General features: G+C 61.4%; 6 protein-coding genes. 2 read left to right on the top strand and 4 right to left on the bottom strand.

All coding sequences use genetic code 11. From position 1 onward, the window contains the following. The first annotated feature begins 307 nt into the window (after positions 1–307). Positions 308–1,006: a recombinase family protein gene (locus Q0K15_RS10595; RefSeq protein WP_294515813.1), complete on the top strand. Its 699-nt coding sequence runs from the start codon at positions 308–310 to the stop codon at positions 1,004–1,006. Here Q0K15_RS10595 and Q0K15_RS10590 read toward each other — a convergent pair. From Q0K15_RS10590 to Q0K15_RS10575, 4 genes are all read right to left on the bottom strand, one after another. Further along, entirely contained in the window at positions 963–2,228 is a 1,266-nt protein-coding gene (locus tag Q0K15_RS10590; protein ID WP_294515812.1) for a hydrolase, read from the bottom strand. The two genes, Q0K15_RS10595 and Q0K15_RS10590, sit on opposite strands and share 44 nt — an antisense overlap. An 85-nt stretch (positions 2,229–2,313) precedes the next feature. Then, positions 2,314–2,829: a Gx transporter family protein gene (locus Q0K15_RS10585; protein ID WP_294515811.1), complete on the bottom strand. Its 516-nt coding sequence runs from the start codon at positions 2,827–2,829 to the stop codon at positions 2,314–2,316. 16 nt (positions 2,830–2,845) lie between these two features. After that, the gene (locus Q0K15_RS10580) at positions 2,846–3,244 is read right to left on the bottom strand and encodes a NusG domain II-containing protein (protein WP_294515810.1); all 399 of its coding nucleotides are present in this window, start codon (positions 3,242–3,244) and stop codon (positions 2,846–2,848) included. Beyond that, positions 3,225–4,277: an FAD:protein FMN transferase gene (locus tag Q0K15_RS10575; RefSeq protein ID WP_294515809.1), complete on the bottom strand. Its 1,053-nt coding sequence runs from the start codon at positions 4,275–4,277 to the stop codon at positions 3,225–3,227. Before Q0K15_RS10575 ends, Q0K15_RS10580 begins: the two co-directional genes overlap by 20 nt. A gap of 184 nt (positions 4,278–4,461) precedes the next feature. On the opposite strand from Q0K15_RS10575, the gene Q0K15_RS10570 reads away from it, so the two are divergent. Next, positions 4,462–5,262: a hypothetical protein gene (locus tag Q0K15_RS10570; RefSeq protein WP_294515808.1), complete on the top strand. Its 801-nt coding sequence runs from the start codon at positions 4,462–4,464 to the stop codon at positions 5,260–5,262. The last annotated feature ends 20 nt before the right edge of the window (positions 5,263–5,282 follow it).

Genomic DNA, 5,282 nt, shown 5'->3' with positions numbered 1-5,282 from the left:
CTGCAGCTGCTCCAGTAACCGGAAGCTCTGCCCAACACAGGCCGCCACAATTCCATAGCATGAGAAAGAGGAGGATCGGACTTCTGTCCGGTCCTCTTCTTTTTTCCATAATTTATCTTTTTTGAAACTATTGAACAGGCAAAAAAAGGAAGGCAATACGGCCGATGCGGGCCGTTCCCCGCTTCCCCCACTGCGGACAGAGGCCGGACAGTTTTCTCCCAAAATACACCTTTTGTGGGAATTTCCCGCCATATCCTTTATAATTAGCCTATTAGAATGACATTTGTAATCAAAGGAGGGAAACCCCATGAAAGGAAATATTTATGGATATGTCCGAGTTTCCACCCGGGAACAGAATACGGCCAGACAGCTTATTGCCATGCGTACCTTCGGCGTAGATGAACGGAACATCGTCGTGGAACAGCAGTCGGGCAAGGACTTCGACCGCCCCCTCTACCATCGCCTGATCCAGCGGTTGCGTCCGGAGGACACCCTGGTCATCAAGAGCATCGACCGTCTGGGCCGGAACTACGCGGAGATCCTCGATCAATGGAGACACATCACCAAAACCCTCCAAACCGCCATCGTGGTATTGGACATGCCCCTGCTGGACACCCGGAGAGGCCGTGACCTGACCGGGACCCTGATCGCGGACATCGTCCTCCAGCTCCTTTCCTACGTGGCCCAGACCGAGCGCGAAAATACGCGCCAACGCCAGCTGGAGGGCATCACCGCCGCCAAATCCCGTGGGGTGCGCTTCGGACCCGGCCGCATGGAGCTTCCCGAGGGTTTCTGGGAGCTGGCCCGGTTATGGCACCGGGGCGGGGTGTCCTCCCGGACAGCCGCCCGCCAGCTGGGCATCTCTTACCAGACCTTTCTTCGCAGAGCCAAGGAATACCAGCTGCCTCCGGGGCCCGACCAGCTAAAAACTCCGCCGCGGACGATATCCGCGGCGGAGCACTTTACCAGCCCACACCCAGATCTGGGCGCACGCTCAGGTCGATAATATCCTTGGCATCATAGAACTGGAGATAGCGGTCCCGGGACCAGCGCAGGGTGGTCCCGTCCGGATGGAGGCGGTCACAAATCACGGCAGAGATATCATCTTTAATATAAGAAAAGGAATTGACACCCACACTGGCAAAGACCCGAAAACCCATACTTTGGAGGTACTGGAACATAGGACCCGTCTTGTGCCAGTCGTCCCCGTCAGGCCGGGCACCGTGAGGATAGAAGAGGATGTTGGTGGGCCCTACCAGGGTCCCCACCTCCTCCAGCCACCGCTCGGTATCGTTCTTGACCGACTCCAGGGTGCGCTTCTCGCTGCCCAGGTTGATGTGGCCCCAGGTGTGGGAGCCGAAGGTCCAGCCCGTCTCCTTGAGCCGCTCGATCACCGGTTTCACCGCGTCGATCTCACTCTGCCGGTGGGCCTCGAACTCGGGCCGCTTGGGGTCGTTGGGGGCGATGTCCCGGTCGTTCTGGGTCCGGTAGCCCAGAATACCCTGGTAGCCGGTGAGAGAGTAGATGGCCTTGGCTCCGTTGAGGGAAAAGTCGGGGTGCTCCAGGACAAAGTTGTCCAGGATCGGCGTGGCGTCCAGGTCCTGGGTGAGGAAGGTCTCCTTGGTGTTGGGATCGGTGCACTGGGCCCAGATCTGACCGTCCTCCCCCACCACCAGCTTGGAGGTAAAGCCCTCGGCCAGCATGTAGTCGTAGTAGTTTACATCGTCAAAGGAGATGATCAGGGGCTTCTTCCCCTCGGGCAGCATGAGGGTGTTGCGCACCATGTGGGTGCCGCTGTCATCGGTGACCTCGCTCCACACATCCTCCATGGCCACCAGGATATAGCCCTTGTCATAGACGTTCTGGAGAATCTTCTTGTACTCGTCCACCGTCACCATCCAGTCGTCCAGGCCCTTCTGCCGGTCAGTGGGGACGGCACTGGAGAAGGCGTACTGGGGATAGGCAATGATGGGGTGGAAAAAGAGGTGCTCCACCGGCTGCTCCGGCCCCCACGACTGGGTGAGCTGGTCGGTCGACCAGTAGTGCCGCACGGCGTCATAAGGGTCAACAGCCGGCGTAGGAGTGGGTTCCGGGGCAGCGGTCTGCGTCTGGATAGGTTCATGGGTGGGCTGCCATCCGGATGGCTCCTCCTTGGGCCCACAGGCGGACAGAGAGAGAGTTAGGCCCAGAGCCAGCAACAGGGCCACAGGGCGGGCAAGGTGCTTCATGGCTTCTTTCCTCCATCGTGTTCATTGGTATCTGCATCATACGACAAAACACCGGAAAAAGCACTACAAAGGGGTAACGATTCCGTTACGTTCTTCCACTGTCTCCCCATGGCACCCGCTGCACCAGCAGAATGGAGGCCGCGCCGGTGACTGCGCCGGTCAATATGCTGGCCAGCAGCAGCGGCGCCAAGTACACGGCAATGGCCGGTGAAGCCAGCACGCCCATGGCGGCCAGAATCTGGCCGGTGTTGTGGGCGGCGGCCCCGGCGATGCACACGCCGAAGAGGGAGAGCCCTCTGACGTGGAGCAGGAGCCACATGACTGCGAAGGCCAGAATACCCCCGGTGAGGGAGAAGGCCAGGGCGGAGAGATTACCGCCCACGATGGCGCCCAGCAGACACCGGGCCATCAGGATGCCGAAGGCCTCCCGGGCGGAGAGCCGGCACAGGGCATACACCGTGACCAGGTTGGCAAGCCCCAGGCGCAGGCCCGGGAGGGGAATGAGGATGCTCAGGGGCACCAGGCCCTCGCACACAGAGATGGCAAGGGCCAAGGCGGTGAGCACCGCGCAGCGGGTCAGGCGGCGGACAGAGTGTGTCATTCTATACCGCCCCCTCTCAACCCGTCACGGCGTCGGCTTCCGCCGTGCCGCCGGTGACGGTGATGACCAGGCGATTGGGCAGGCACACGATCTGCCCACCGGAACGGGAGACCCATCCGGTGTGGACACAGTCCTGGCTGGGGCAGTCGCTATGTGCAACCCGGACCCGCCCCCGCTCCGCCTCTACAGTGATGGGATATTTGGCACCCGGCACCTCCATGGTGACCGGCTCGTCCAGGTCGCTGAGCGGGATCTCCGCCACCAGCTCATTGTCTAAGACGATCCGGGCAGTGAGAAAGTTGCCGGCTTTGGGACGAAAGGCAAATAAAATGGCTCCGGCGGCCACCAGCACCACCAGCACCACCAGGCCGTCCAGCAAGGTGGGCCGGGTGCGGTCAGCGGCGGACGATCTCATAGGTGTAGCCCGCCCCCTCTCCCAGGGTCTCCAGGCCCTCCTCCAGGCCCTCGGTGACATAGACGCGGCCCTCCTCCGTCACCAGGATGAGGTCCATCTCCGCCACGGTGCCCTCGCCGCTCTCCCAGCGGGACAGGGCCTCGTCCGCCCCCAAGACATAGAGGGCAGTGGACCAGGCGTCAGCCAGGGCCGGGTCCTGGGCCACCACCGTCACCGAAAGCAGCCCCGACTGGGCTGGATAGCCGGTGGTGGGGTCGATAATATGGTGGTAGATCTGGCCATCGGCCTCAAAATACCGCTCATAGCCCCCGGAGGTGGAACAGGTCCACCCCGCCGGCAGGGACATGAGGCACAGATAGTCCTCCCCTCCCCCCTGAGGGTCCCGGACATACACCCGAAAGGGGCTGCCGTCCGGCTTGGTACCCAGGGCGGTGATATTGCCTCCCAGGGCGATGATGGCGGACTCCACCCCGTGTTCGGTAAGGGCCTCCACTACATAATCAGCGGCGGCTCCCTTGGCAATGGCCCCCAGATCCACCGCCTGGCCCGCCACGGGCAGGACGGCGGTGTCTCCCTCCACCACAGGCAGGTCCCGGGTCAGGGGTAGAAGGGCGTCCAGCTCCGCCTGCTCCGGCACCCGGTGAACCGCCGTGGTCTCGCTCTCGGTGGCGCCGAAGCCCCAGGCGTCCATCACCGGCGCCAACACCGGATCAAAGGACATACCGCTCTCCACGGCGGCGGCGTTTGCCTTCTCCAGCAGGGCGGCGGTGTCCGGGTCCACCTCCACTGCGCTCCCGCCGGCGGCGGCGTTGAGCCGGGTCACATCGCTATCCGGCCGGGTCCGGGACCACAGGGCGTCCAGCCGGTTGACCTCCTGCTGAGCGGCCACCAGAGCTTCGGTGGGGTTGTCGTCATAAGCTGTGATGGACATGGTGGTGTCCATGGCAAAAAAAGATTGAATCACAGGCTCCTGGCTGGAGGCACAGCCCGTGAGGAGTGCCGCGGCGCACAGGAGAGGAACAATACGCTTCATAGTCCGCCTCACTGATCAAGAAAAGATAGGTCGATTGTATCATATCCTGCCCTTCCTGGCAACATAAGCAGGGATCGTCGTTTTTTCTTGTTGCAAAACGGCGGGATTTCTGGTAGAATATCATCCGTTAGACTGGCCATCTTCTGGACCAGTCGTTTTGAGCATCAAACAAGGAGATGGATCCATGGACAAAGAAAAACGCGCGGCGGAGAAGCGCGCGGCCCGCAGCCACAAGGAGGACGTGATCCTGAACCGGGTACTGATCTGGTTCGGAGCCGCCGTAGTGGTGGAACTCGTTCTGCTTCTGCTCAACCGCTATTATGTCAATATCACCACCACGCCTGGTGAGATCGAATTTGCCGGTGCTTTGCTAAAGGCCTGGCCCGCCATCATCGGCGTCACCGCTGTCGGTACCGTTGTCTGCCTGCTCTGGGCCATCTTCCGGACTAAGAGCGGGAAGCCCACCACCCTCCCCGGAGTCCTGTTCGGTGTTTTCCTCACTGCTCTGGTGATCTCGGTGATTACCTATCGCTTCTATGGTACCGGCGTACAGTTCCTCTGCGGAGCCGTTCCTGCCGCCGCTGTACTGGCCCTGGTGTACTACCTCTATCAGCATGAGTTTTTTGCCGTCACCGTCCTCTCCGCCCTGGGTCTTCTGGGCCTGTGGCTCTTCCGCCGGGCCGGTGGGGCACATCAGTCTCTGCTGTATGCCTATCTGGTAGTGCTGGCGGTGATCCTTGTGGCTGCGGTCCTTCTGTGCCGCTCCATGTCTACCCATGGCGGTTCCCTGACTCTGGGTGGAAAGAAGCTCCAGATTTTTGCCCACAACGCCTCCTACGGTATGATCTACCTCACCTGTGCCGTCGTCGCTGTGGCTGTGGTCGCCGCCCTGGTCTTGGGCACCAGCGCCGCCTACTACCTTATCTTTGCCCTGGTGGCCTGGCTCTTTATTATGGCCGTCTACTACACCGTAAAGCTGATGTGACTCTGAGTGGTGCTCCTTCG

Source organism: uncultured Intestinimonas sp. (genome assembly GCF_944387245.1).
GTDB lineage: Bacteria > Bacillota > Clostridia > Oscillospirales > Oscillospiraceae > Intestinimonas.
This window is presented reverse-complemented; position numbering and strand designations above follow the sequence as displayed.